The following is a 21,732-nucleotide window of genomic DNA, read 5'->3' on the forward strand; positions in this document are numbered from 1 at the left end:
TTTCTTTCCCCCAATAAATTCTAATATCCCCTATTGAAATATGTAAGTATAAAAAAAGCTACCACAACTACTGCAATTTTTCCGCAGCAATTATAATAGCCACTTTCTGTTTATTATAAAACTGGAACTTTATCAAAACGGTCGAATCTAAGCGGATCTGTTGGAATCGTTGTTGTCTTTCCGGTAATCAATTCCTCGATAAGCTTTCCTGTTACGGTTGCTAAACTGATTCCGTCCCCTTCATGACCTGCCGCGATGTAAAATCCAGGAATTTTCTCAACTTCCGAAACAATCGGCAGATGATCTTCCGTCCAAGGTCTGAACCCTGTATACGCGCGAATCATCGTAAAATCATTCATTTTCGGATAAAAACGAAGCGCTCTCATGGCCATTGTTTCGACCACATTCATATCAATTCTACCATCATATCCGACGAATTGACGGCTGCTTCCGATTAAGAAGTTTTGGCTTTCCGTCGGTTCAAGTACGAGTGCAACCCCATGCTTTTCCGTACGTTTATCGACGATGCGTTCACGACCGAATTTATTCATCAAGTAACCGAATTCCATTACATTTCGCATCATCACCGGCTTTTGTCTCGCGCCAACGATAATATGCCCTTTTCGAGGGATGATCGGGATATCTAAATCCAGCATCTTCCCGATGAACGGCGCCCATACACCCGCGGCATTCACGACTTTTTTTGCTGTAAATGTACCGTTCGTTGTTTCAATTGTAAAGTCTTCTTTTTTCGTAATCCCCGTAACTTCCGCCTGTGTCTGCAATCTTAAACCGTATTGTTTCGCTTTATCGATGAGCGAATAACAAAACAAATATGGATTGATGAGAGAGTCTGTTTCACATTCTAATCCGCCTGGAATGTCATCAGAAAAATAAGGCGACTCTTGGCGTAAATCTTCTCGGTCCAGCAATTTGAACTTCAAACCTGCCTTCGTTTGAATATCCACCCATTCCGCAGCAGCTTGCATTTCGTTATCATTTTCGCAAACGAGCAAACTTCCAAGTGCGCGATATTCAAAGTCCAGGTCCAACTCATCATGTAAATCCACTGTTAACTCTTGGCTTTTCAGTGACATTAAACTATCAAATCCTGGATCTTTATCTACAATCGTGATGTTTCCATCACAACGGGAAGATGTGCCACTTGCAATATCGTTTTTTTCGATTAATACGCAATCGATGCCAGATTTCGCAACATAGTAAGCGATTGCACAACCAACAATGCCGCCGCCAATTATTGCCACTTCTGCATGATTCTTTTTCGACATACGTGAAATCCTCCTTTGACACAGACGAATCGTTTATACTATTCTATAATAGAAAAACATCCTTCTGTTTTCTCAAAATATTGTTATTGCTCTACTAGTATCTATGTTAGAATAATAGAGGATCATGTGTCAAACTTTATTTTGCAGAAATATAAACCAGTAAGATGAAAATCGAGTGTATAAAGGGAGGATTGGCCTTATGGATAAATTGATTATCTGTAGATGTGAAGAAGTATCACTTGAAGACATTGAGAATACAGCAAATAAATATAGCTGTTCAGCTCGCGAATTAAAACTGCGTACTCGTGCAGGAATGGGCTATTGTGGAGGTCGCACATGTCGTCCAGCCGTCGATGCGGTCCTTGAAGAAGTAACGGGAGAAAAGCCGGGCAATGATATCCCATTAAAGGTTCAACCCCCCGTTCGACCTGTTTCACTATCCGTTTTGGGAGGTAAAAAACGATGACGAATAATCGAATTACCGATCATCCTGTTTTAGGGAAGTTGGAAAACCAAACACCTGTCAAGTTTACTTTTGACGGAACTACATATACAGGTTTCGAAGGCGATACGATCGCTTCCGCACTGCTGGCAAATGGTATTCGCCAACTCCGCGTGCATGAAGAAACCGGTGCACCGCGCGCAATTTATTGCAATATCGGGCATTGTTTCGAATGCCGCGTCACGGTTGACGATACTGATGGCGTTCGCGCATGCATGACGACCATTCGAGAAAACATGAAAGTAGACAGCGGAAAATTGCAAGCGGTACCATTCAAGTCAAAGCCTGAAGAATGGCCGCGCACATATGCCGAATTCGAAAAGTCATCTAAAAAGGACGGTGTTCCGCATGTATGATGTAGTCATCATTGGTGCAGGCCCTGCTGGTCTATCAGCTGCCATTGCCTGCCGCGAATCAAACCTGCACGTTCTCGTTATCGATGAATTTCCAAAACCAGGCGGTCGACTCCTTGGACAACTTCATCAAGAACCAACCGGTGAATGGTGGAACGGCATTGAGGAAACTAAAATTTTGATGGATAAAGCAACAACTTTGAATACTGAAATTAAATGCGGAATTTCCGCTCACCATATTGAAAAAACAGATCACGGCTATTCTGTCCATACAAATGAAGGCGTTTTCGAATCGGAAAACCTTTTAATCGCGACAGGTGCTGCCGAAACAGCCGTGCCGATACCGGGCTGGACACTTCCAGGCGTTATGTCAATCGGTGCAGCTCAAGTCATGACGAACGTTCATCGTGTGCGCGTTGGAAATAAAGGCGTCGTTGTCGGTGTAAACGTTTTATCCGCCGCGATTGCTCGAGAGTTGCAACTAGCCGGTGTCGAGCTTCATAGCATGGCGTTGCCAGCGAGCAATCCTGTAACGAAAAATCACGCAAACCCGCGGAAAGTCATGGAAGGATTAGTGCGCATTGCCCACTTGGCCCCTTCTGCCTTTATACGTTTCGGAAGTAAATTCGCGAAAGCGGAATGGGTGCGCAACATCGCTGTTTCCTTTTATCCAAAAGGCGGCGTGAAAATGTGGGGCATGCCGATTCATATCCGTAAAGCAATCGTTCAAATAAATGGCACCGAAAAAGTAGAATCCGTCACAATGTGCGACATCACCGCGGACGGCGAAATTGTAAAAGGCAGCGAAAAAATCATTGAAGTCGATTTCGTTTGCATCGCAGGCGGACTCTATCCGCTCGCAGAACTCGCATCTGTGATCGGGTGCCCTTTCCAATACGTCGAAGAATTAGGCGGACACGTCCCTGTGCACAACGAGCAAATGGAAACGCCACTCGAAGGACTCTTCGTCGCCGGCAACATCACAGGCATCGAAAGCGCGAAAGTCGCAAGAGCTCAAGGAACATTAGCAGGATTATCTATCGTGAAGCAAAAACTGCGCGATCATAAAGATATCAATGCTAAAATTCAGCAAGCTGTTGCAAACGTCCAAGCTGTTCGCGATGCTGCTTCTATTCAATTCCACCCTGGGATTGATGAGGGGCGCAAGAAGATTGAGAGTGCTTTTGAAGAGTATAAGATTTCTTGATTTAGTGTGTGGAGTCAACCGCTTTGTATAGCGGTTGGCTTTTTTGTGTTTTCGAGAAGGTATGTGGAGCGTCGTGCCCGGGGAGAGGAGTTTGGTGTGCATCGGGAGGAGTTCGCGGGCGATTGCACGGACTTGGGATGCGCTACGATTTTTGAGCGGACATCTTTCACGATTCAGCGGACATAATCGATGAATTTACTTGATTGAGAGGACATAATTACGGATTGCGCGGACATCATGCGATGCCACGTGATTGGGCGGACATCTTTACCGATTCAGCGGACATAATTGATGAATTTGCTTGATTCAGAGGAGATAATCATCGATTGCGCGGACATCAGGCGACGCCACGAAATTGAGCGGACAACTTTCACGATTCAGCGGACATAATCGATGAATTCACTTGTTTTAGAGGAGATAGTTATAAATTGCGCGGACAACCCGCGTCGCCACATATAATTTTCACTCAATCTAGCATAAATCATCCCCGTTTTGTATATACTACTAGTCACAGAGAGGCGGCACTCCTCTGTCCCGCGTAAAAAGGGGCACCTTCGACGGAACGTGGAAAAAAATACTTACGCATGTCCGACTGGGGACGCCACCCAGTAGTGCCGCACCCATTTTGAAGGCGAAACGACTAAAGTAAGCCCTCAAACGACTAATACCGGATTCAAATCGACTAAAGCACACACGAAAACGACCAAAGAGAACTCCAAAGCGACTAATAGCCACTAATAAACGACTAAAGAGACAATTTTTCCTACTCCCATAACTAATTATAAACTCAAAAAAGTCATCCACTCTAAAAAATCGGATGACTTTTTATTATTACTGCGATAGTTTATTCATAAAGAAGAATCTATTGAAATACTATACCTCATTCACCATTTTCAAATTTCTAAGTACAATATACTTAGAGAATCTTATTACAAGGGAGTATGATGTGTATGGCAAATCACGCTGATTGTGAAAGATGCGGTAATGTATTTGCTGTGTATAAATGGAAAGCTTTAAATTTTTGCCCAATGTGCAGTACGGTTATCGATGTAAGCGATATTGATGATGACGACTATACCAACATCCATAGCATAAATTTATATGAGGAATATTCTCCTGATGATTACGATTCAGTTGATTTTTATGAAAAAGGGCCTCTCGGGGATTTGCAAAGATATATTGATGACTTGGAATAATCCACGAAGGTTTAGCCGCTTTATCCCTGGCTAAACCTCTTTTCATCGAATCAATTCCCCTCCTCAATCACATCCTCCGCAGTCCAAACCGATTCAAACCCCAATTCCCTTTTCGTCTTATTATTATCCCATGGTTTACCTTCGTTGTCGGAGACGCCGTAATAGGTGCCGAATCTCACATCGGTGTTGATTGCTTGTCGAAAGAGATTGACGGTGTCAATTTCGGAAAGCCAGGTATGCTGTAATCTGTCGAGGTCTTGATAGATTTCTGTTTCTTCATTTTGTTTGACGCTGCCGATTCGCAGGTTGATGACGGAGAGATTGTGTTTATTGTGAAAAGCGAAGCCGACATTTTCGATGGCCAGTTTCAATGTACCGTAAAGTCCGACTGAATACGGATAGTCATTTACGGTAATTTCCCGGCCGAGTGTTGAATCCCCATCTTCTTCATAATAATCAGTGACGTGATTGCTGCTCGCGACGACCACTTTGGGAATTCCATGATCGATGGCCGCCTGGAATATATGGTAAGAAGCTTTAAGAAATACATCGACCAACTTGTCCATTTCGGCGACATCAACCAAGTCATCCGTTTGCGGTTTTGAAAGTAAATTGATTATCACATCCGCATCTCTTGGAATGTTGCGAACGAGCTCATCATAGTCAGTCGCATCTACTTTACGGTCATTTTGATTTTCCCCATCGACTTCAAGATCAAGATTAACCACTTCGAATTCAGACGCAAACCCTTCCCGCAAGATACTTCCAATCGTTCCACTTCCGCCGATCAGCACAATTTTCTTCATCACGAAATCCCTCTCAATCATTTCTAATTGTTACCTCATATATTCCCAAGTCTTATTCGAATAAAACCCTGTCCGCTTCCTAAACAACAAAAAAGGCCCGCCAAAAAATGGCGAACCTCTACTGATCAATTTTTATACAAACATGCTTAATAGTAAAACAAATCCAAGACCTAGAACTGAAATAAGTGTTTCAAGGACTGTCCAAGTCCCGAATGTCTCTTTCATTGTTAATCCGAAAGATTCTTTAACAATCCAGAAACCAGTATCATTTACGTGTGAAGCAATGATACTACCGGCACCCGTTGCTAACACCATTAACTCTACGTTAACGCCTGTACCCGCCATCAACGGAATTACAAGTCCAGCTGTTGTCAATGCAGCGACTGTCGCTGATCCTTGCGCAATTCTCATGAGCGCAGCAATAAGCCATGCCAAAACTAGCGGTGAAATCGTGCTGCCTTCAAAAAGCTGTGCAACGGTGTCACCAACGCCTCCGTCTATTAACACTTGTTTAAGCGACCCGCCAGCACCGAGAATAAGTAACATCATACCGATGGCTGCGATCGAACTTTCTGCGGATTTCATGAGTTGTTTCATCGGGATTTTTCTAGCAGTCCCCATCGTAACCAACGCAAGCAGTACAGAAAGCAACATAACTGTAGTTGGCGCTCCGATTACTCCAATTAGGTCAAAAAACCAGTTTCCTGATAACCCCATGGCATCTTCAAACAAAACAACAATCGTTGCAAGCGCCATCAAAATAACTGGAAACAAAGCAGTGAACGCACTGATACCAAAACCGGGCGTATCTTCTAAATTAAATTGCTTCGCATTCCCTATAGAAGCCATACTTCCTGACGGCTCCCTTTCAAAAGCAGAAGGGACGATTTTTCTTGCGATTATTGTAAATAATGGTCCAGCGATGATTACAATCGGAATCGCAATAAGGAAACCATAAAGCAATACTAATCCAACGTTTGCGCCATATTGCTGAGCGATAACAGTAGGTCCTGGATGCGGTGGCAAAAATGCATGCGTCACGGATAACGCAGTCGTCATTGGTAGACCCAACCATAAGAATGATATTCTTAATTGCTTGGATATTTGATACACAATCGGAATTAATAAGACAAGACCTACTTCAAAGAACAAGGCAATACCGAGGATGAATCCCGCAGCAAGAACCGCCCATTGAATTCTCTTCTCACCAAACTTATCTATTAATGTCATTGCAATACGTTGAGCACCGCCCGCGTCCGCAATCAACTTACCTAAAATCGCACCAAGTCCAAAGACTAATGCAATTCCTCCCAAGGTATTTCCCATACCTGCTTGAATCGTTCCAACGATTTCATTTAAAGGCATACCAAGAGCAAATGCGATCATGAATGAAACAACAATTAATGAAATAAATGTATTCATGTTAAACTTCATAATTAATACGAGTAAAACGATAATCCCCAAAGCAACTATAACTAATGGCATTCTTCTCTTCCCCCAACTTCTTTAGTTAAATATTTCGATATTCACTCAAATTCAATAATCGCTTTGCGAACTAATTGAGGATTCTTTTCTATGAACTCAAATGCTTCTTTGATTTGACTTACTGGAAACTTGTGTGTGACTAAACCATTATGCGTTAATTTCTTTTCATTGATCAGCTCAACGACTTTTCCAAATTGATTCGTCTGCAATCTTGAGCCTGTAATCGTTAATTCTTTTTTCGTGATTTCCATTTGAGCAATTGACGATGGTGTGGCATTGAAGCCTAATAAAACAATATTGCCTGCAACTGAAGCCACGTTTACACTCAATTCAAAAGTTTGTGGCAGCCCGACCGCGTCAATGACAACATTTGCACCTTCATCATTTGTGATTTCATTTATCTTCGTTTCTACATCCACTTCAGAAGGATTGATCGTGTAGTCTGCGCCGTTTTCTTTTGCAAATTCTAATCTTTCATTTGTAAAATCAGACATGATAACGGTTGCCCCGCGCAGTTTGGCCATCTTAAGAACGGTTATGCCAATAGGTCCCGCACCTTGGATAAATACAGTTTGGCCAGCTTGGACGTTCCCTCTCCATGTAGCTTGGGCGCCAATTGTATAGGGTTCCGCCATAACTGCCTCGTCCCAATCAATTTCAGGATCTACTTTATGCACTTGCTTTTCTGATAGGATGGCAAATTCTCTCATACCGCCGTCTTCATGGACACCGAATACAGATACTTCTTTACACACATTCGGTCTGCCATTTTTACAAGCATAACATTCGCCGCAGTAACGGATGGGTTCAATGACGACATGGTCGCCAACAGCCACTTTTTTTACATTGGAACCGATTTCAATTATTTCTCCAGCGACTTCGTGTCCGACAATTCTCGGGTACGTTGCAAGAGGATTTGTACCATGGTAAATATGCATATCTGACCCGCAAATACCGACTCTTTTAATTTTCACCTTTACATCGTCAAGTTGTTCTATCTTCGGTTCAGGAATCTCCAATATTTCAATTACATTTGCTTCTGGGATTCTTACTGCTATCATTTATCTCCACTCCTCAATAATTTCATGAAAGTGGCTTTCACCTTTGACAGCCACTTCAATTACCCTCTTTTTGTTTAAACATTGCGTAATTTAGCGATAAAACGATAGTTCTAAAATGATGGCGCTTTCTTTAAAAATGATTGCGCTTTCTTTTTTATTTACATACAGTGACATGTAACATTTCACATGTTATTGTTAGGTTACATTCTTTTGTTTTAATCGTCAATACCTTTCGAGTAATTTCTTTAAATGTTGAATCTTGGGATAAGTATAAATTTCAATAACCTTGTTGTCATGAAAAATTTTAAAGATACTGATTTGACTATCTCCAGTTCAAGAATTTTAAAAATCTCATTTTCCTTTTAACCTCAGAAAAGATATAATTAGAATTAACCGCTTACAAGTCAATAAATATCACATAATAGGTTGATCAGTTTTTCTATCTGAAAAATGTCACAGTAAAAGTAAAGGGTGTATACAATGTCTAGAATTGAAACATCTCTATTAACTGAGCAGGTTTATAATATTCTGCGCGAGAAAATTATTGGCCGAACGTACATGCCCGGCAGTAAATTAGATATTCATAAACTCGCTGAAGAATTTGGAGTAAGCCGCTCTCCAGTAAAAGATGCCATCAACCAGCTTGTACATGAAGGGCTAATCGAGATCATCCCGCGTAAAGGAACCTATGTAACCCAATTAAAATTTACTGATTTTATCGAAGTACTCGATGCTCGTTTAATGATAGAATTGTGGGCTGCCAAACAAGCAATCCGAAACATCACTGATGGTGAATTAAAAGAATGGGGAAAAATTTTTCAAAACATGGACGCATTACTTGATATAGCTCCCTTTCCTTTTGAAAAGTATAGCAAGTTAGATATGAAATTCCATATGATGCTCGTTGAATGGGCAAACAACAACAAAATCAAAGAAGTATTTTCTTCGTTCAATACACATGTAGACTTATCCCGTATTGTCCACTCCACTTCTCTAGAGAGTACAATTAAAAGACATAAAGATCACTGGCATATGTTTGAAGCAATGAAAAATCGAGATTTACCTAATCTTTCAAGAACCTTAACGAACCACATTGAAAGTTTAAAAATAGAAGCTGAGGAGCGATGGGACGATTTGATGGCAGAGTAAAAATCGATCGTTACCATCAAACGATAATGGAACAATTCAAATACCGAATCATCTGTATATCCCATAAAAAGACTTTGGACAGCATATGGAGAAAACAACAGCATGTCCACTTTTAAAGAAATTCCTTCTATATAAGAAATAAAATAGGAGGAATTTTTCATGACCGTTTACTTAACAGATTACACCCATTTCAAAAACAGAACTGAATTGGACGAGGCAACCCGAAAGCATCGGAAATCGAATTGGAATAAGATGAATCTCACAGACCATGACATACTTGAAATGATCTGGCATCACTCTATCAGATTCGGTGCAGCCCATTTGGCGCATGATACCATTGCGTTGGAAATCGGAAAAACCAATAGCACTGTCCGACGCTCGATCCGTAAACTCAGACAACTTGGCATCATCGACCGTCACCATTATATTCGTCCCGGCATGAACGGACTCGGGGCGAATATCTATTCCATTCGTCCTTTCAACGATTACCCATCTGTCGTAGATGAACGATTCTACCCATAATAAAAAGGAGTCAACCTGTTATAGGCTGACTCCACATTTTTTTCACTGCAATTTCCCTCGACATTCAACGGCTAATTCCTCGACAACTTCACCATTGGAAATTAAATATGCCTTCTCATGAAGATTACATACGGGACAAATATGATTTGGAATAATCTCGACTTTATCACCGATACTCACTTGATCCCGAAACTTTTCATTATAAATAATCGCATGCTCATCAAAAACATCGAATATATGCACATCATCAAAGCCTTTGATGTACCCTAGACCTTCCGTTTTCGTGACACCTTTACTTCTTCTCTGCGCTGTAATTCCTTTTGCACCCACATCCGTGATCACTCTTTCAGCGGTGGGTTTACTAATAACCGTCGTAAGAATCGTAGCGGCACATCGATCATAAGTTTCAATGACATTCGCTTGTGACGCATCCATCAATACGTATGTGCCTGGTCGAATTTCAGTAACGCCTTCAGGTATTTCATAATTTTGCATGAGAGAAGGTGTAGAGCCGATGCTAACCACTTTCGGTTTCAGACCCATTTCTTCTGATATCTCTGCAAAACGCAAAGTCCGTTTAACACTATCGATAAAAATCTCCCGGCATTCATCCAGATTTTCAGCTTTATAGGAATGACCATCATGGGAAAATACACCTTTGAATTCAACATTTCGACTAGCTTTGATTGATTCCAATAAGGCGCGAAAAGCACTTTCTTCAATTACGCCGGAACGATTCTCCCCGACTTCGATTTCTACGACGACTTGGGCTTTCTTGACCGCCCCTTCGAAGACAGCTTCGATTTCATTTACATGATAGGGATCATCGATGCCAAAAGATACCTCAATCGTTTCAGCCAGCTTTCGAATGCGTTCAATTTTTGATTTGCCAACAACTTGGTTGGCAATGAAAATATCCGTTAAGCCATGATTCGCCATCACTTCCGCCTCGCCTACTTTTGCGACGGTAATCCCTTTCGCCCCCAACTCTTCTTGGAGCTTGGCGATAGTCGGTATTTTATGCGTCTTAGTATGCGGCCGCAAATGGACATTGTTAACACTCGCATAGTTTTGCATAAACTTCAGATTATCGATCATTATTTCTCTATCTATTAATAGTACAGGTGTCTCAAGTTCAACGTATTTCATCACAAACTCTCCCCTATATAAAAAATGCATTCTCATATATTTCACTTTAACAATTTTCTGATTAATGGTCAATGTGTTCTAAATCGAACTTTTTCTGCTAATAATAGTCTTATAAGGAAAGAGGAGTGGTATTTTGAAGTTTATTAAGGGTCTTATCACCTTATTACTACTTATAGGCGGCACCGCGTACGGGATTTATTATTTCGGCACCAATAAAATATCTGAAAATGTTGCGGACTCCGTCTACAATGAGCTAGAAAATACCGGACAATTAGATGAGATAAGACAGGTTATCAATAATGATCCGGACATAAAGCAGTTTATTGCAGAAGGAAATGTGGACACGAGTAACCTTCCCTATCAAACAAAAGAACAAGCAACAAGAGCCATCATTCAAAAAGTAGGCATCGGCGAACTCCAGAATATGCAATCGAAATATCAAAACGGAATTTCATCGCATGATATAGATGATATTCTGAGCAGTCTTGAAGGAAAGTTCACGCAGGAAGAAATTTTGGCATTAAAAGTGATTGCCTACGAAGAATTAAATAAATGAAAAAGAGCCTTATGGCTCTTTTTTGTGTTTAAACTATTGAATAAGCATCCTTATCCACAATAATCGTAACATCATCATGCGTCCATAAATAAGAGGCGGGAAAATCCGGATTTACTTTTTCCTTTGATTCCAACAATGTTTTCACGGCATTGGCTTTGTTTTTTCCAGAGGCTAATAAAATAATTTGCTCACTTTTCAATATCGACTGGATTCCGATTGTTATGGCATGCTTAGGAACTTCATCGATTGATTGAAAAAAGTGAGCATTGTTTTCTCGGGTCGACTCTTTAAGTTCCACGACATGCGTCAGGCTATTTGGATCTGTTCCCGGTTCGTTAAACCCAATATGCCCATTTGTCCCAATCCCTAATAGTTGCAGATTGACCGGCCCGACATGGTCGATCATCCCTTCATAGCACGCACATTCCTCTTCAGCGGATTTCGGCACGCCATCGGGAATGTATGTATTCGTAAGTTCAATATCGATATGCTTAAAAAACGTCTCAAACATGAAGGCATGATAGCTCGCTGGATGGTTATTATCCAGTCCAAGATATTCATCTAAGTTAATGGTTTTCACATTCTTAAAAGAAATCCCGCGCGTTTTATGGCCTTTAATCAGATTTTCATATAACCCGAGCGGCGTTGATCCAGTCGCCAACCCGAGAACCAGTTCGTCATCGGCGAGAATTTTTTCTTCTACCAATCGCGCGGCTTCTTTACTAACCTCATCATAATTGTCGAGCACAATCACCTTCATCATTATTTCCCCTTTGTATAAGTGATATTCCCTCTACAAATCGTCATTTGAACATTCCACTCTTCATCGATAATTGTTAGATCTGCATCTCTTCCTGATTCGATTTTCCCCTTATTGGAAAGCCCGAGCTGTGTTGCGGCATTTGTTGATGTCATCGCAACTAGTTCAGCTAATGTGCAATCGGTCGCAGCTTTCATATTTTTCGCTGCGTTTTCCATCGTTAATATGCTGCCTGCGAGCGTTCCATCAGAAAGGCGAGCGTCATCATGAGTCACTGTTACATCTTGTCTGCCCAAATCATATGTACCTGGTGGAAGTCCTTTCGCGCGCATTGCGTCCGTAATTAGGATGATTCCACTAGCCCCTTTTTGGCGAAAAGCAAATTCAACTGATTTTGCAGCGCTGTGAATAAAATCAACAATCAATTCAACCGACAAAGGCTTTTCCAACAAAGCTGCCCCTACCACTCCCGGTTCCCGATGATGAAATGGGCTCATTTGATTATATAAATGGGTCACATGTCTTGCACCAGCGTTAACGGCTTCGCCTACTATTTCATAGGTGGCATCGGTATGGCCCAGGGATGCAACGACATTATTCGCAGTCACTTCTTCAATAAATGCTAGGCCGTTATCCATTTCAGGAGCGACAGTCACAAGTTTAATCCGATTCCCGCTAAGTTCTTGCCATTTCTCAAATAATGAAATCGAAGGAGGCATGATGTGTTCAACCGGTTGCGCACCCGCTCTTTTGGTTGAAATGAAAGGACCTTCCAAATGTATTCCTAGCATTTCAGCTTGCGTCGAATCGGCATTAAAAAGACTTGCATTCTTTAACGCTTTATCGATGTTATCTTCCGTCTGCGTCATCGTCGTTGCTAAAAAACTAGTCGTCCCTTCACGTGGAAGCGCACTTGCCAGACCATTTAAAGCTTCAGACGTGGCGTCCATTACATCAAACCCCGATGCACCGTGGATATGTATGTCAATAAAACCCGGAACGAGGATCCAACCTTTATCTAACGCATCCACATGGAAATCTGCTTCTTTTTTTATAGATGCAGCAACTTCTATAATCTTACCGTCTTCTAAAAAGACGTCTCCTGCCATACTTTCTCTTTCCGAATCCGCGATAGTAATATTCGAGATTAATAATGTCTTACCCATGAATCATCACTCCTTTCAGTTCCAATTATATCACTTCGATTCACGCCATTGCTCGGCGAAACCCTCCAATACCGCCTCGGCCTTTTCAATTTCAACAATTTTTTTATCTACCCATTCATTCGATGCGGTGACGCGGCTCCGGGATTTCGAAAGTGAATTGATCATCGTTTTAGGAGCCGGACCCCCGAGAATCGTCCGCAACTCGACGAAATTACGCGGACATAGCGCTTTCTTGAATTGCTCCTCCGTTATTGTAAGGGGACGCTTTATGACATTCATAGATTCTTGATTCACCAAGTCATAGGTAAAATCCGATAATTTTTCTTTTCCGCTTGCATCCAATGCTCGCACCGCATTGCTTACAATATGATGGGCTTGCCTGAAAGATATTTTCTCAAACCGAACCAAGGTATCTGCCAACTCCGTGACATTCGCAAAGCTTTCCCTTGCACGTTTTTCAAGTCCTTCTTTATTTACGCTCATCGTCACGATAACACTAGCGAAGAGTTCATAAATCCCGGAAAGCTGATCCAACGGTCTCCATAGATAAGGCTGCAAATCGTCCTCTGTATCATTAATATCGCCGAAAGGAGTATTATGAATCATCGTCAATACCGTATTGGCATCCCCGACAACTGTCGATAACAATGAACGCGCATGTTCCAATGAAACCGGATTTCTTTTTTGCGGCATGATAGAACTCACCTGCACATACGGATTCGCCATTTTAACCACATTAAATTCTTGCGTCGCCCATGTCAGTAAATCTTGAACGGATCGTCCTAAACTTAAACTAGCCAATTGAACAGCCGTGGAAACTTCCATTAAATAATCAGCACCTGCCACACTATCCCATGAGTTTTCAATTATATCATCAAAAGATAGAAGTTCTTGCATCCGTTCACGACTTATTGCAAACCCCGATGTCGTGAGCGCGGCAGCCCCCATACTGCTACGATTAACCGTTTTATAAGCGGCTTGAAGGCGAATGAAATCCCGATCTAGTTTATCAATTAATCCCTTCATATAATGCGCTAAAGTTGTCGGTTGCGCTTGTTGCGTATGTGTGTAGCCAATCATGATTGTCTCGATATGATCATTCGCAAAGGCATGCAGTGACTCTTGAACGGAAAGCAGTGCTTTCATCAACTTCAATAGTTTTTTTCGAATCGTCATTCGGTAAAGCGCAATTCCCATATCATTGCGACTTCTAGCAATATGTAAATTCCCTGCGATATCGCCAGCTTTCGTTATCAAATCATGTTCAATGCGGAAAAACAAATCTTCATATACAGCATCATAAGAACTCGTTTTATAAAACTCCCGATTTATTTCAGAGATTGCTTTTCCAATCTTTTGCGCTTCGGCATCGTTAACCAAACCCTGTTCTTGAAGCATGACTAAATGCGCGATATTTATTTGCATCATATAATCGACAAAATTTTCTTTTGCTTCATCGTATGCCGGTTCCAGCACCACTTTTTTATATGTGAATGAGGGAAATTCTTTTCCCTCTTTTGATTCGATTTCCGATCTATAATTCCCCATTATCTTTTGCCCCTTTTTTGTACAGTTCAAATCTTCGATGACGATCGTGAAAATCATCTCTCCAGCTTAAATCGATATTGCGAATTCAACGCTGCCTCAACCAATGAAACCCAAAAGCATAACCGACCAGCTCGGTCCCGAGCCAAATGAAAAGCCACTTAATGAAGTGTTTGAAATTCGATAGGTCATCAAATATTAATAGAAACGAAATGAGTATGACTAAAAAAGCCATCAAGCGACAGTAAAAAATAATCGACTCGGGCATACGCGTATAATTATTCGGAACATAGTCTATTTCATCATCTTCTATACTATAGGAATCCCGAGCCTTACCGCTCCCCTGTTCATGCTCATAATCTTGATCGCTAAACTGGCTTATCACAATCATCCCCTGAGACTTCATCACTTTCATCTGAATCCTTCAACGCCATAAAAGTGCAATAAATACATTGAAATCGGGTTCGACTCCCGCCGTCTGCATTATATATTATGTATTTATGAATACAATCGTGAATTGATGGCCACCTATATCGCGGTTGTTCTTATTTATTCAAACATAAAAAATCCACCAAGCCATTTCCGATTAGTGGATTCTGTTTAATTCGTAAATTCTTTTTTACTTAATTGAAACAATTACTCGCGAATCAACATATTCATTTCAAGTTCCAATCCGCTTTCAACTTCTGTTTTGAAGATTTCTAGCCATTGCAAAATTATTGGGGAGATCAGCGATTCGTCGCTTTGGTTAAATGTGATTCCCGAGTCTTTCAACAACCCGACTAATTTTTTCACGGACACTCGCCAAGCGATTACCTTAAACTTCAAATTAAGCCACCGCAACAGAATCTTCTTCCACTCGCAGGCTGGTCCATTAATTTGGGATTCTCCTACAATAGTAGCGTTCAACATTTTCTCTTCGAATTCTTCGTATCTTTCAGTTGTTACAAATGCCGTTAATGGCTTAATTGGCTGACCTGTTTTTGGGTTTATGCCGGTTTTCTTAACTTTTTCAACAACACGGATGGCAAGTGGTCCATCCCAAAAATGACTTTGAGAAGTAGACATATTCCTGCTTTGTTCTTGATCAACATTCAGCATCTCATTATCTTTGTCTCTTTCAGGAGTTAACTGTAGTTCCATCTTCTCATCCCCCACATTTAATAAATTTTATCGATTTCTCTCTATTATGTTAGTATACGACTAAGTTACCTTTGATTCAAGGTAAACATGTGTATACATCCCCTTTAAAGTCCTATTTTAGTACCGAAATCCATTTTTTCATATGTCTATTGCATCAACCTAATCAGAAAGTTACAATGAGAAAAATAATAATATACTATAGAAGGACTAGGTTAGACAAAAAACCTCAATTGACTCAGGGTTTTTGCCCGAAATCAATTGAGGTTGATGTGATTGCACCGTTTTCACTATTATACGGCGTTATTTATTGTGGTAATGACCTGAAAATATTATATCCGTATGTTTAGTACATATATCTGCGATATAAAGCCGGATATCCGCCGTATAGAACAGTATATCAGCACATTTTCTCTAGATATCCGCATCTTTACATTTATATCCGCATTCCATTACTTTTGAACTCCAAAAATTCACAAACGAACGACTTTATTTATTTTCTTTCAGAAACACCTCAACCTGTTCCCTAGGAAGAGGCTTGGAATAAAAGAAACCTTGTGCTTCATCGCAATGTAAATCCTCTAGAAAACTTGCTTGTTCCTGCGTTTCAACACCTTCTGCAATTACAGTTAAGCATAGATTTTTTGCTAAGGTGATAATCGTTTTTATGATTGCCTGGTTGCTCCGGCTCAACTCTTGTATGAAAGCCTGATCGATTTTTAAGTGGGTAATCGGAAATTTACTTAAATAGCTTAATGAAGAGTAGCCTGTTCCAAAGTCATCAATGCTGACATCGATATTCGCATTTCTAATTTTACTAAGAGTTTCCTGGAAATTTTTCTTATCAGATGTCATGCTCTCGGTTATTTCTAAATTAAGATATTTTGATAACAATCCTGTTTTCTCAAGTGTTTCTTTCACATGCTCCACAAAAGAAGGTTGATGAAATTGATGGATTGATACATTGACACTAATCCGAAAGTCAGCGATACCTTTATCTTGCCAATTTTTCATTTGTGCGCAAGCCGTTTCAAGCACCCATTGACCAACCGGGATAATTAAACCGGTTTCCTCGGCAATAGGGATAAATCTAGACGGAGAAATATTGCCCATAGTAGGGTGATGCCAGCGCAAAAGTGCTTCCAATCCTATTATTTCCCCTGTTTTCATATTAACTTGGGGTTGATAATAAACCTCGAACTGATTTTTTTGCAATGCCTGACGAATTTCTGCCTCTAGTAACGTTTTTTCCTTAATAATATGAGCCAATTTTTCCGTGAAGAATTGTGGAGTATTATTTCTCTTTTCTTTTGCAATAAACATAGCCGAGTCGGCATTGCTCGTTAATTGGTCATATGTTGTACCGTCGTCAGGAAAAAGGCTGATGCCAATGCTTGGATCGATATATACTTCGATGCTGTTAATATAAAAAGGTTCAGAAAATCCATGAATAATTTGGTTTGCTACAGCTTCTGCTTCGGATTCTCCAGTGGAAGGCAGTAAAACGACAAACTCATCCCCACCGTGACGTCCGACGATATCCTCGTTACGAACATATTTTTTCAATCTTTCTCCAACGTCTAATAAAATCTTATCCCCTATTGAATGTCCCATAGAGCCATTGATATTTTTAAAGCGATCCAAGTCGATAAACATTAACGCAAATTTGTTATTTTCTATTTGTGCTTGTTTTATTTTTTCTTCAACTTTCTTTTTAAAAAGTCGTCTGTTTGGCAACTCCGTTAAATAGTCGTAATACGCCATATGTTCAACAAGTTTTTCAGCTTTTTTACGATCTGAAATATCGATGGCTGTGCCGACAACTTCTAGAACCTTGTCATTTTCCATGATCGGCGATAAATAAATAAGAAAGGTGTGTTGAAAAAAACTCACTTCAAACTGTACAGCATTACCTTCTAATCCTTTTTTTAATAGCTGAATGTATCTTTTTATTTCCATATCAGTAAATGAATGTTTAATCTGATTTAGAGAAAACTTTTCTACACTAATACCTAGTTTTTCGGCAGCCTTCCCTTCAATAAGCGTAAAAGTGAATCCGCCGTTACCATCATCTATGTATTTAAAAATCATATTTTGAAGACTTTTCACTGTTTGTTGAAAATCATTTTTCAAAGCGATTTCCAATGATTGTTCTGTATTTTTCTTATCCGTAATATCTGTTCGAATGGCAATATAATGTAATGGTTTTCCGTTTTCATCTAAGAAAGGGACGATTGTCGTGTTTACCCAGTAATGCGAACCGTCTTTCGCACGGTTTTTAATCTCGCCTGTCCATATCTTTCCGCTTCCAATAGTCTTCCACATTTCTTCAAAAAATTGTTTTGGATGATACCCGGAGTTCACAAGTCGATGTGTCTGTCCTATTAATTCTTCAGAAGAGTACTTTGAGAGTTCACAAAACTTATTATTGGCATATGTAATGACGCCTTGTGGATTAGTAATCGCAACCACAGAAGATTGATCAAGTGCATGTTCAATGTTTTGCAGACTTTTTAATGCTTTCTTATACTTTCCATCTGTAAGGATATTTTTTGTAATATCAATATCAAAAGAGATGAATTGTTCTATCATTCCAACTTCATCAAGTACAGGAACAATAGTTGCATGTATCCAGTACGGGGTTCCATATTTAGTAAAAGCTTTTATTTCTCGGTACAGTACTTTATTCTGTGAATAATCGTAATCTGGACCAGAGATGAATATATCATTTTTATAATTCGGATTTAGCATTTCATAGGTATTGCCAAGCAACTCTTCTTTTGTATACATTGATAGATCACAAAACATTTGATTGACATAAGTAATTTTTCCATTGCGATCTGAAATGGAAACACAAAACATCTCGTCTATAAAACTTGAAATAGTAGACATATCTTTAATTTCCGCGAGCATCTTTAAAAAGTCCTTTCCTCATTCTGGTCTTTTTATATCAGATTCAATATATTTTCCAATTAAATAAAGCCCCACCCGATTAGTGGAGCGATTTTAAGCGCAGACACGGTCTAATTTAATCTTAACACCATTCTAACCATAATGGATTATGTTATATTTCAACATCATTCATTAAATGAACATGAAAATCACTTAGTAGTTTAGGGGTGGCTGCGGCATTTGTTTATCATCATGAAATAAAAAGCTTTTCACTGTCCCCCACCTCACAAATACTGTTTGAAATTAAGATATCCGCATATTTAGCCAACACTATATAAGTACATTTCCCCGTAATAGTCTTAATTAAACCACCAGATCCGCAAGTCATTACTTTCAAACCACTAAAACCCCCTCCCATTCTTACCACAAATTTCAATTTTCTGAAATCCTGTGATAGACTGGTAGATATAGTAAAGAAAGGATGCGATTTTATGCAATTTATAACATTAAACAATGGCATTGAAATTCCTCAGCTCGGTTTCGGTGTGTGGAAAGTTCCTGATGAAGAAGCACAAAATGCGGTAGAGCAAGCAATAAATGCAGGTTATCGACTAATCGATACGGCAAAAGTTTACAGAAATGAAGTTGGCGTTGGAAAAGCCCTCGCTACTACCCATGTGCCGCGCGAGGAATTATTCATCACGACGAAGCTATGGAATGCTGATCAAGGTTATGAAAATACATTAAAAGCATTCGATGAGAGCCTTGAAAAACTGGGCATGGATTATGTGGATCGTTATTTAATCCATTGGCCGACACCAGCGTATGATCAATACGTGGAAACGTACAAAGCATTGGAAACAATCCATAAAGAAGGCCGCGCAAAGGCGATCGGCGTTTGCAACTTCGACATTGAACATTTGCAGCGCATCATGAACGAATGCGAAATCGTGCCGGCTGTGAACCAAGTGGAGTGCCACCCGTATTTACAGCAAAACGAACTCAAAGAATTTTGTGAAGAACACGGCATTGTGCTTGAAGCATACAGCCCATTAATGAACGGAACGAAAGTATTGCATGATCCCGTCATTCAAGAAATCGCAAATCAATATAACAAAACACCAGCCCAAGTCATTCTACGCTGGCATCTTCAATCAGATGTCATAGCCATTCCCAAAACAGTGACACCATCACGAATGGCTGAAAACATCGACGTGTTTGATTTCGAATTAAGTTATGCAGATTTAGATAAGATTACAGCACTAGACCGCAACGAGCGTCATAATGCGATTCCTAGTGAGATGAATAATAGATAACTAGAGAGTGAAAAACGCCGTCTAAGCTTGGACGGCGTTTTTGCTTGCACATATGGGTAGTTTGCTTGCACTCCAATGGGTTTTCCTTGCACTTCTAAGACTTCCACTCAAAAAAATTTGCTTGCAAGTCGTGACCTTCTACCTGTGTGAAAACTTCCCAAAAACGACAATCCAAATAACTCCTTATATATAATGTAATTAGTTGATTGGAATGGAAGGCGGCGACTCCCGCGGGAATAGCGAGACAGCCGAGACCCTGCAGGAGCGCAGCGACGAAGCGGCTCGGCGCTCGCCCGCAGGAAAGCGTCCGCCTGGAATGGAAATCAACGACTCAAATACAATAAGTCCTTGAATAATGCAATCAAATGCTTCGCACTCCAAAATAGAAAAAAGTGTAGAAGAAAAATCCCCTACACTTAACTTACATCATAATCCCCATAATCGTACCCGAAATAACAGAAGCCAACGTTGCACCCAACAAAAGTTTTAATGCGAATTTTGAAACGTGCTGACCTTGTTTTTCACTGATTGATTTGATGGAACCTGCAACGATACCGACCGTACCGAAGTTTGCGAAACTGACCAAATAAACGGATACGATCGCGATTGTTTTATCAGAGAGCGTTGATGTGATTTCACCAAAGCTCAACATCGCAACGAATTCATTCGTAACAAGTTTTGTGGCCATTATGCCGCCTGCTTGCACAGCTTCTCCCCACGGTACACCCATCAAGAAAGCGATCGGCGCAAATACATAACCAATAACCGTTTGGAAGGAGATATCGAATGCGCTTAAGAAAATCACATTAATCATTTCCATCAACGCAATAAACCCTAAAAGCATTGCTGCAACGGTAACAACAAGTTTAAAACCGTCCATGATGCTATCGCCGATCATTTGGAAAAATGGCACGCGTTCATCTTCTTCTACCTTAATTAAATCTTCGTTTTCCTCTAAATCATAAGGATTAATAATATTCGCGATGATAAGCGCACTGAAGATATTCAATACGACAGCGGTTACAACGAATTTCGGCTCGATCATCGTCATATAAGCCCCGACCATCGCCATACTTACCGCACTCATCGCGGACGTGCAAATTGTGTAAAGTCGTCTCGGCGATAATAGCGGAATTTGCTTGATAACAGTTAAAAATACTTCAGGTTGTCCAAGAACTGCGGTAGATACCGCAAAATAACTTTCAAGTCTGCCCATTCCGGTAATTTTACTTAAAGCTAAACCTAAATATCTAATGATGAATGGCAAAACTTTAACATAATTTAAGATCCCTATTAAAACTGACAAGAAAACAAGAGGTAATAATGCGACAAATATAAATGACATTTCACCTTCATTTACAAGCCCGCCTAATACGAATTGGATTCCCGCATCAGCAATCTCCAATAGCTTTTCAAAGAATTTACCTATGCTCGTTATGACATTCAAGCCTATGCTTGTATTCATCATAAAATATACTAAAATGATCTGCACCGCTAACATGATCAAAATACGTTTGTATTTTATTTCTTTTCTATTGTTACTAAATAGAAATGCAATCATAAAAACTAGCAGAATCCCAGTTAGTAAAAATACAAATTTCATATAGAGACTCTCCCTTTGCTGTTAGCGCTTTCATT

The 21,732-nt window shown here is 40.2% G+C and carries 20 protein-coding genes; 8 read left to right on the forward strand and 12 right to left on the reverse strand.

Annotation, left to right across the window (positions count from 1 at the left end; all coding sequences use genetic code 11):
* Positions 1-113: 113 nt before the first annotated feature.
* Positions 114-1,289 carry an NAD(P)/FAD-dependent oxidoreductase gene (locus tag G8782_RS06575; RefSeq protein WP_172370065.1) on the reverse strand — a complete coding sequence of 392 codons (1,176 nt, stop codon included), beginning with the start codon at positions 1,287-1,289 and terminating at the stop codon, positions 114-116.
* A 199-nt stretch (positions 1,290-1,488) separates the two neighbouring features.
* Between G8782_RS06575 and G8782_RS06580 the strand changes: the two genes are divergently transcribed.
* The 4 genes from G8782_RS06580 to G8782_RS06595 all read left to right on the forward strand — a co-directional run bounded on the left by G8782_RS06580 (position 1,489) and on the right by G8782_RS06595 (position 4,547).
* Entirely contained in the window at positions 1,489-1,755 is a 267-nt protein-coding gene (locus G8782_RS06580; protein ID WP_172370066.1) for a (2Fe-2S)-binding protein, read from the forward strand.
* Positions 1,752-2,147, forward strand: a complete 396-nt coding sequence (locus G8782_RS06585; RefSeq protein WP_172370067.1) for a (2Fe-2S)-binding protein — start codon at positions 1,752-1,754, stop codon at positions 2,145-2,147. Before G8782_RS06580 ends, G8782_RS06585 begins: the two co-directional genes overlap by 4 nt.
* The gene (locus G8782_RS06590) at positions 2,140-3,351 is read left to right on the forward strand and encodes an NAD(P)/FAD-dependent oxidoreductase (RefSeq protein WP_172370068.1); all 1,212 of its coding nucleotides are present in this window, start codon (positions 2,140-2,142) and stop codon (positions 3,349-3,351) included. Before G8782_RS06585 ends, G8782_RS06590 begins: the two co-directional genes overlap by 8 nt.
* A 950-nt stretch (positions 3,352-4,301) precedes the next feature.
* Positions 4,302-4,547: a hypothetical protein gene (locus tag G8782_RS06595; protein WP_172370069.1), complete on the forward strand. Its 246-nt coding sequence runs from the start codon at positions 4,302-4,304 to the stop codon at positions 4,545-4,547.
* A gap of 50 nt (positions 4,548-4,597) precedes the next feature.
* On the opposite strand, the gene G8782_RS06600 is transcribed toward G8782_RS06595, so the two are convergent.
* From G8782_RS06600 to G8782_RS06610, 3 genes are all read right to left on the reverse strand, one after another.
* A complete protein-coding gene (locus G8782_RS06600; protein ID WP_172370070.1) occupies positions 4,598-5,353 on the reverse strand; it encodes an NAD-dependent epimerase/dehydratase family protein in 756 nt (251 codons plus the stop codon).
* A gap of 132 nt (positions 5,354-5,485) precedes the next feature.
* Positions 5,486-6,838: a gluconate:H+ symporter gene (locus G8782_RS06605; protein WP_172370071.1), complete on the reverse strand. Its 1,353-nt coding sequence runs from the start codon at positions 6,836-6,838 to the stop codon at positions 5,486-5,488.
* A gap of 41 nt (positions 6,839-6,879) precedes the next feature.
* Positions 6,880-7,899 carry a zinc-binding alcohol dehydrogenase family protein gene (locus tag G8782_RS06610; RefSeq protein WP_172370072.1) on the reverse strand — a complete coding sequence of 340 codons (1,020 nt, stop codon included), beginning with the start codon at positions 7,897-7,899 and terminating at the stop codon, positions 6,880-6,882.
* Positions 7,900-8,379: 480 nt separating this feature from the next.
* Here G8782_RS06610 and G8782_RS06615 point away from each other — a divergent pair, with 480 nt between their 5' ends.
* Both G8782_RS06615 and G8782_RS06620 read left to right on the forward strand, forming a co-directional pair.
* Positions 8,380-9,048: a GntR family transcriptional regulator gene (locus G8782_RS06615; protein ID WP_172370073.1), complete on the forward strand. Its 669-nt coding sequence runs from the start codon at positions 8,380-8,382 to the stop codon at positions 9,046-9,048.
* Positions 9,049-9,207: 159 nt separating this feature from the next.
* Positions 9,208-9,570 (forward strand): hypothetical protein, encoded by a 363-nt coding sequence (locus G8782_RS06620; RefSeq protein WP_172370074.1) that lies wholly within the window; start codon positions 9,208-9,210, stop codon positions 9,568-9,570.
* A 42-nt stretch (positions 9,571-9,612) separates the two neighbouring features.
* Here the strand turns inward: G8782_RS06620 and G8782_RS06625 are convergent, their stop codons facing one another.
* The gene (locus G8782_RS06625; protein WP_172370075.1) at positions 9,613-10,719 is read right to left on the reverse strand and encodes a D-TA family PLP-dependent enzyme; all 1,107 of its coding nucleotides are present in this window, start codon (positions 10,717-10,719) and stop codon (positions 9,613-9,615) included.
* A 133-nt stretch (positions 10,720-10,852) separates the two neighbouring features.
* Between G8782_RS06625 and G8782_RS06630 the strand changes: the two genes are divergently transcribed.
* Positions 10,853-11,275, forward strand: a complete 423-nt coding sequence (locus G8782_RS06630) for a hypothetical protein (RefSeq protein WP_216667767.1) — start codon at positions 10,853-10,855, stop codon at positions 11,273-11,275.
* A 28-nt stretch (positions 11,276-11,303) separates the two neighbouring features.
* On the opposite strand, the gene nagB is transcribed toward G8782_RS06630, so the two are convergent.
* From nagB to G8782_RS06660, 6 genes are all read right to left on the reverse strand, one after another.
* Positions 11,304-12,035: a glucosamine-6-phosphate deaminase gene (gene nagB, locus G8782_RS06635; protein WP_172370076.1), complete on the reverse strand. Its 732-nt coding sequence runs from the start codon at positions 12,033-12,035 to the stop codon at positions 11,304-11,306.
* 2 nt (positions 12,036-12,037) lie between these two features.
* Positions 12,038-13,201, reverse strand: coding sequence for an N-acetylglucosamine-6-phosphate deacetylase (nagA, locus tag G8782_RS06640; protein WP_172370077.1), 1,164 nt, complete (start codon positions 13,199-13,201; stop codon positions 12,038-12,040).
* 30 nt (positions 13,202-13,231) lie between these two features.
* Positions 13,232-14,749 carry an argininosuccinate lyase gene (argH, locus tag G8782_RS06645; protein WP_172370078.1) on the reverse strand — a complete coding sequence of 506 codons (1,518 nt, stop codon included), beginning with the start codon at positions 14,747-14,749 and terminating at the stop codon, positions 13,232-13,234.
* A gap of 85 nt (positions 14,750-14,834) precedes the next feature.
* A complete protein-coding gene (locus G8782_RS06650; protein ID WP_172370079.1) occupies positions 14,835-15,161 on the reverse strand; it encodes a hypothetical protein in 327 nt (108 codons plus the stop codon).
* A 221-nt stretch (positions 15,162-15,382) separates the two neighbouring features.
* Positions 15,383-15,889, reverse strand: coding sequence for a hypothetical protein (locus G8782_RS06655; protein WP_172370080.1), 507 nt, complete (start codon positions 15,887-15,889; stop codon positions 15,383-15,385).
* Positions 15,890-16,375: 486 nt separating this feature from the next.
* On the reverse strand, positions 16,376-18,778 hold the full coding sequence (locus G8782_RS06660) for an EAL domain-containing protein (RefSeq protein ID WP_172370081.1): 2,403 nt from the start codon (positions 18,776-18,778) through the stop codon (positions 16,376-16,378).
* A 491-nt stretch (positions 18,779-19,269) separates the two neighbouring features.
* Between G8782_RS06660 and G8782_RS06665 the strand changes: the two genes are divergently transcribed.
* A complete protein-coding gene (locus G8782_RS06665; RefSeq protein ID WP_172370082.1) occupies positions 19,270-20,094 on the forward strand; it encodes an aldo/keto reductase in 825 nt (274 codons plus the stop codon).
* A gap of 421 nt (positions 20,095-20,515) precedes the next feature.
* Here the strand turns inward: G8782_RS06665 and G8782_RS06670 are convergent, their stop codons facing one another.
* Positions 20,516-21,697: a NupC/NupG family nucleoside CNT transporter gene (locus G8782_RS06670; RefSeq protein WP_172370083.1), complete on the reverse strand. Its 1,182-nt coding sequence runs from the start codon at positions 21,695-21,697 to the stop codon at positions 20,516-20,518.
* Positions 21,698-21,732: the final 35 nt, after the last annotated feature.

It is taken from the genome of Sporosarcina jiandibaonis (assembly GCF_013184495.1).
Lineage (GTDB): Bacteria > Bacillota > Bacilli > Bacillales_A > Planococcaceae > Sporosarcina > Sporosarcina jiandibaonis.

Excerpts from the sequence above, each read along its gene's own strand:
- nagB (WP_172370076.1), bottom strand. The coding sequence starts at position 12,035 with ATGAAGGTGATTGTGCTCGACAATTATGATGAGGTTAGTAAAGAAGCC.
- G8782_RS06660 (WP_172370081.1), bottom strand. The coding sequence starts at position 18,778 with ATGTCTACTATTTCAAGTTTTATAGACGAGATGTTTTGTGTTTCCATT.
- G8782_RS06590 (WP_172370068.1), top strand. The coding sequence starts at position 2,140 with ATGTATGATGTAGTCATCATTGGTGCAGGCCCTGCTGGTCTATCAGCT.
- G8782_RS06600 (WP_172370070.1), bottom strand. The coding sequence starts at position 5,353 with ATGAAGAAAATTGTGCTGATCGGCGGAAGTGGAACGATTGGAAGTATC.
- G8782_RS06625 (WP_172370075.1), bottom strand. The coding sequence starts at position 10,719 with ATGAAATACGTTGAACTTGAGACACCTGTACTATTAATAGATAGAGAA.
- nagA (WP_172370077.1), bottom strand. The coding sequence starts at position 13,201 with ATGGGTAAGACATTATTAATCTCGAATATTACTATCGCGGATTCGGAA.
- G8782_RS06655 (WP_172370080.1), bottom strand. The coding sequence starts at position 15,889 with ATGGAACTACAGTTAACTCCTGAAAGAGACAAAGATAATGAGATGCTG.
- G8782_RS06670 (WP_172370083.1), bottom strand. The coding sequence starts at position 21,697 with ATGAAATTTGTATTTTTACTAACTGGGATTCTGCTAGTTTTTATGATT.
- G8782_RS06595 (WP_172370069.1), top strand. The coding sequence starts at position 4,302 with ATGGCAAATCACGCTGATTGTGAAAGATGCGGTAATGTATTTGCTGTG.
- G8782_RS06605 (WP_172370071.1), bottom strand. The coding sequence starts at position 6,838 with ATGCCATTAGTTATAGTTGCTTTGGGGATTATCGTTTTACTCGTATTA.
- G8782_RS06585 (WP_172370067.1), top strand. The coding sequence starts at position 1,752 with ATGACGAATAATCGAATTACCGATCATCCTGTTTTAGGGAAGTTGGAA.
- G8782_RS06615 (WP_172370073.1), top strand. The coding sequence starts at position 8,380 with ATGTCTAGAATTGAAACATCTCTATTAACTGAGCAGGTTTATAATATT.
- G8782_RS06620 (WP_172370074.1), top strand. The coding sequence starts at position 9,208 with ATGACCGTTTACTTAACAGATTACACCCATTTCAAAAACAGAACTGAA.
- G8782_RS06575 (WP_172370065.1), bottom strand. The coding sequence starts at position 1,289 with ATGTCGAAAAAGAATCATGCAGAAGTGGCAATAATTGGCGGCGGCATT.
- argH (WP_172370078.1), bottom strand. The coding sequence starts at position 14,749 with ATGGGGAATTATAGATCGGAAATCGAATCAAAAGAGGGAAAAGAATTT.
- G8782_RS06665 (WP_172370082.1), top strand. The coding sequence starts at position 19,270 with ATGCAATTTATAACATTAAACAATGGCATTGAAATTCCTCAGCTCGGT.
- G8782_RS06650 (WP_172370079.1), bottom strand. The coding sequence starts at position 15,161 with ATGAAAGTGATGAAGTCTCAGGGGATGATTGTGATAAGCCAGTTTAGC.
- G8782_RS06610 (WP_172370072.1), bottom strand. The coding sequence starts at position 7,899 with ATGATAGCAGTAAGAATCCCAGAAGCAAATGTAATTGAAATATTGGAG.
- G8782_RS06580 (WP_172370066.1), top strand. The coding sequence starts at position 1,489 with ATGGATAAATTGATTATCTGTAGATGTGAAGAAGTATCACTTGAAGAC.